Source organism: bacterium (assembly GCA_031082185.1).
Lineage (GTDB): Bacteria > Sysuimicrobiota > Sysuimicrobiia > Sysuimicrobiales > Humicultoraceae > VGFA01.
This window is the reverse complement of record JAVHLI010000034.1, coordinates 1-3,610: the sequence shown is the minus strand read 5'-3', so window position 1 is coordinate 3,610 and position 3,610 is coordinate 1. Positions and strand designations below refer to the sequence as shown.

At 60.9% G+C, this 3,610-nt stretch carries 5 protein-coding genes; 3 read left to right on the top strand and 2 right to left on the bottom strand.

From position 1 onward, the window contains the following. The 3 genes from RDU83_13975 to RDU83_13965 form a co-directional block, all read left to right on the top strand. The coding region (locus tag RDU83_13975; protein ID MDQ7842109.1) for an abortive infection family protein at nt 1-268 on the top strand (268 nt) is incomplete at its 5' end. Nucleotides 269-661: 393 nt separating this feature from the next. Next, nucleotides 662-1,435, top strand: a complete 774-nt coding sequence (locus RDU83_13970) for a hypothetical protein (protein ID MDQ7842108.1) — start codon at nt 662-664, stop codon at nt 1,433-1,435. A 114-nt stretch (nt 1,436-1,549) separates the two neighbouring features. Then, nucleotides 1,550-2,203, top strand: a complete 654-nt coding sequence (locus tag RDU83_13965; GenBank protein ID MDQ7842107.1) for a Crp/Fnr family transcriptional regulator — start codon at nt 1,550-1,552, stop codon at nt 2,201-2,203. A gap of 730 nt (nt 2,204-2,933) precedes the next feature. Here the strand turns inward: RDU83_13965 and RDU83_13960 are convergent. Beyond that, nucleotides 2,934-3,185 (bottom strand): GlsB/YeaQ/YmgE family stress response membrane protein, encoded by a 252-nt coding sequence (locus RDU83_13960; protein MDQ7842106.1) that lies wholly within the window; start codon nt 3,183-3,185, stop codon nt 2,934-2,936. 99 nt (nt 3,186-3,284) lie between these two features. Continuing rightward, nucleotides 3,285-3,557 (bottom strand): DUF5661 family protein, encoded by a 273-nt coding sequence (locus RDU83_13955; GenBank protein MDQ7842105.1) that lies wholly within the window; start codon nt 3,555-3,557, stop codon nt 3,285-3,287. Between the last annotated feature and the right edge of the window lie 53 nt (nt 3,558-3,610).

The following is a 3,610-nucleotide window of genomic DNA, read 5'->3' as shown; positions in this document are numbered from 1 at the left end:
CCGACCATCAAGAAAGCAAGAGGGACGCGGGTTCCAGCCTTCGGGCCGGACCCTGAGCAACCTCGCGCAGGTGGTCACAGGTGTAGCTGAGGTCCGCAACCTCTACGGGACCGGCCACGGGCGGAGCAAGGCACCAGAACCCGACGTGGCGCATGCCCGGCTGGTGGTAAACGCCGCCGTCACTGTGGCGACGTTTCTTCTTGAGGTCTGGCAGGGACGCAAGCGGGACCGCGACGATTCGGCAACCGCCCACAATGGGCACGGCTGACCGCTAGCAACCCGGTAGAAACCGACTCTCTACCGAGGTGCTCGCATGCCGAGGGGGCGTGCATCAGGAATGGGCGGGCCGAATCCGGTAGAAACCCGTTAGAAGCCCTCGCCGGGAGGCCCGTCCCGCCAGCGTTTCCGCCCTGACCTGTGGCCTGCGGAGCCAAGGGCATAGGGGCGAAGTCTAATCGCCGCGCTGCAAGCGAGTGAGGAGGCCGAGCAACATACCGTCCCGAACCGCAACCGGAGCCACAGGAAAGCCTGGCAGCGAGAGGCGCAGGCGGCCGACGGGAGGGGGAACTGCGGCCTCGCACCGCGAAAGGTTCCCGATAGCCGCAGTGACTCTCCAGGGGGGGACCAGCCCGGGGTCGGGCTCTCGGAAGGGTGCGAGAAGATGCAACAGGAAACGTCCGGACAACCGCGCTCGTCGAAGTGGCTGACGGCGGGGCCGGGCTTCGGCCTTGTGGTGGCCCTCGTCGGCGCGGCGTTGAGCTTCGTCGTCGTCACGTACACTTCGACCCTCCGGGACCAGGAGCGGCTCTACAAGAGCCAGGTCGCCATGCTCGCGTCTCTAATGGACGAGGTGGACGTGAACCGGCAAAGGGCGAAGAAGAACCTTGAGGAGTTCACGAAGGCCGTCGCGCTCAAGGGCGACTTCATACCAACCCCCGAGAGATACATGGTCCACACCTGGAATAGCGTCTCCTCCTCGGAGGCCCTCACGACTGCCCTAGCGCCGGGGATGTTCTCCTACCTGAGCCAGTATTACGAGGAGATTGAGAATCAGAACCGCCGATACACGCAGTGGGAGGACGGGCTCTACGGTCTGGTGGTCGCCGCAGGGTCATGGACCCAGGAAGAGAAGAGGGCCACGCAGGCGAACCGCAGGACGTGGTTCCGGCAGAGACAGGGTATGGCAAAGGTCATCCACGACCAGTATATCCCCGGGCTGAAGAAAGTCCTCGACACAAGCCTCAGGATCGCTCAATCGGAACTCGCTATCGTGAACATTCGGATGCGGATGGCATGGACGTTCGTGGTGCCGGTCGCGCTGGTGGCTGGACTCGCGTTCCTGCGGGCGGCCGCCGAGCTCCTTCCGTCACGCCAGCGCAAGCCTACCCAACCTGCCGGGGCCGACGCACCCGGGCCATCATCCGAAGCGGACTGACGGTCGCCGCGCGAGTTTCCGGCGGACAACCTACGCCACACGGACCATTCTTATTACGGGGAGGACCAAGCCCCCGGCACCACGGAAATACATGACCCTGAGGGAGGCCGTCGTATGATAAGCAAGAAGCCCCCGCGGTTTGACCTCAAGGCATTCCTCGCAAGAGCCGGAGACGGCCGAACCATTCTGGAATCTCGAGAGAAGCAGACGCTCTTCTCGCAAGGTGATTCTGCCGATGCTGTGTTCTATATTCTCAAGGGCAAGATCAAGCTCACGGTGCTGTCCAGACAGGGGAAAGAGGCGGCCATTGCGATGTTAGAGCCAGACGACTTCTTTGGCGAGGGATGCCTGGCCGGTCAGCACCTTTGCATGGCGACGGCGACGGCGACGACCAAGGGCTCTGTCATGAGGATCGAGAAGAAAGCCATGATCCGCTTGCTGCATGACCAGCCCACATTCTCAGATCTGTTCATGTCGTATGTGCTGTCCCGCAATGTTCGCATTGAAGAGGACTTGGTCGATCAACTGTTCAATTCGAGCGAGAAACGGCTGGCGCGGACGCTCTTACTGCTGGCTCACGTTGGCAAGGACCGAGAGGCGGAGATCGTGGTTCCCAAGATCAGCCAAGAGAGTTTGGCGGAAATCATCGGCACGACGCGGGCACGTGTGAGCTTCTTTATGAACAGGTTCAGGCAGTTGGGCCTCATTGAGTACAACGGTGAGTTGCGAGTGCACAGTGCACTCCTGAACGTCGTCCTGCACGACTAGACCCGCGATCTCCTGGCGCAGTGTTCTGATGCAGGTTGTCTGAATTTCCCGTATGTGTTCACCGCGCCGTTTCTGCCGCATCGCAAGGTACCCTCCTTCAACGGAGCTTGGTGTATCCGCCAAGGAATACCAGGCAGGCGAGGCTGTTCCGAGCGGAAGAACGTTGCAGGCTGGGGTTTCCGATACAACCACAGAGACGACGTTCAACTTACATTCTTGGATACCCCGAAGTGATCGACGTGAGGTTCAGCGGGGACACGCCCGGATGCACCGAGCTGCCCACGGTCGTAGAGCCCCCGAACGAGCCGCGCCTATCTTTGCATCAGGAATTCAAGCCCGTCGGCGCATGCTCGGCTTACAGTATAGCTAGCCTTCCCTTCCCCGGGCATCTTATCCCAGCCGCCCTTTTCAATGAAGGCGGATCTCTCCAGGAACTTATGTCCTTCAGTTCTGTGAGTTTCCCTTGAGCGTTCGGTTGCTTCATGAATTGGGCGACGCAGATCGCCGCCCGCGTCGCCAAGACCGCCTCATCGGACATCCGTAGGGAACTGCCCCCGGTTGACCAACCGCCCCACGCAAAGCCGATAATCATGGTGATGATTGCCCCAATAACCAGGCCCCAAACTCCATGCTTGACCATCGCTGCAGTTTCTGGTTTCACGGATCATACTTCCCTGAGGTGTGGTGACATCATTGCCGAACCCCGCGGACTCCCGCCGCGATTACCCTATCACGCTTGGACTCTAGCCCAACTCCTGGTCAGCGCCCGGAGGATCCAGAGAGAAATCACAGCCCCGGTGAAGGCTCCTACGCTCGAGTCTCCTAGCCGGCCGAAGGAACAGAAGACCCATCCGCCAGCGAGCGCGCCGACGACCCCGATGATGAGATTCTCGAGGATGCCGCCGGGGCCATCTTCCGGCACCGCACGCTTTTCCATCCAGCAGGCGATCATCCCGACGATGATCCACGTCGGAATACTCACTTTGCACACCTCCCTTCGCTAGCCAAACAAGACGTGGCCGGGCAAGGATCTGCCGTCTGTTCAAAACCGCTCACCGTGCTCCAAGAGGGGAATGGTATCTCAGCGTCGGCGTCGGCCACGCATGGCCTCCTCCTCCATCTCGCCGAGCCGCGTGTAGTAATCGGCGAATTCTTTCAAGTGTGCCAAGGCAATCTTGCCAGTGAGCACGGGATCGTCGTTTGTTACGTTGGTCTCTCGATCCCTCGCGCCGTGCTCCAGCTCGACGTCCAGTCCCATCCTGTACTGCTTGACGTCGAACTGGGTCCAGTCAACGCCGAGCTCCTCGCCGATCTGCCTGGCCTCTGCGATGGTGAACCGCTTCTTCCCTGCCATGTTGTCCTCCCGCAGTTCCTTCAGAAGCCATGGAACGTCGCGCTAGGGAAGGC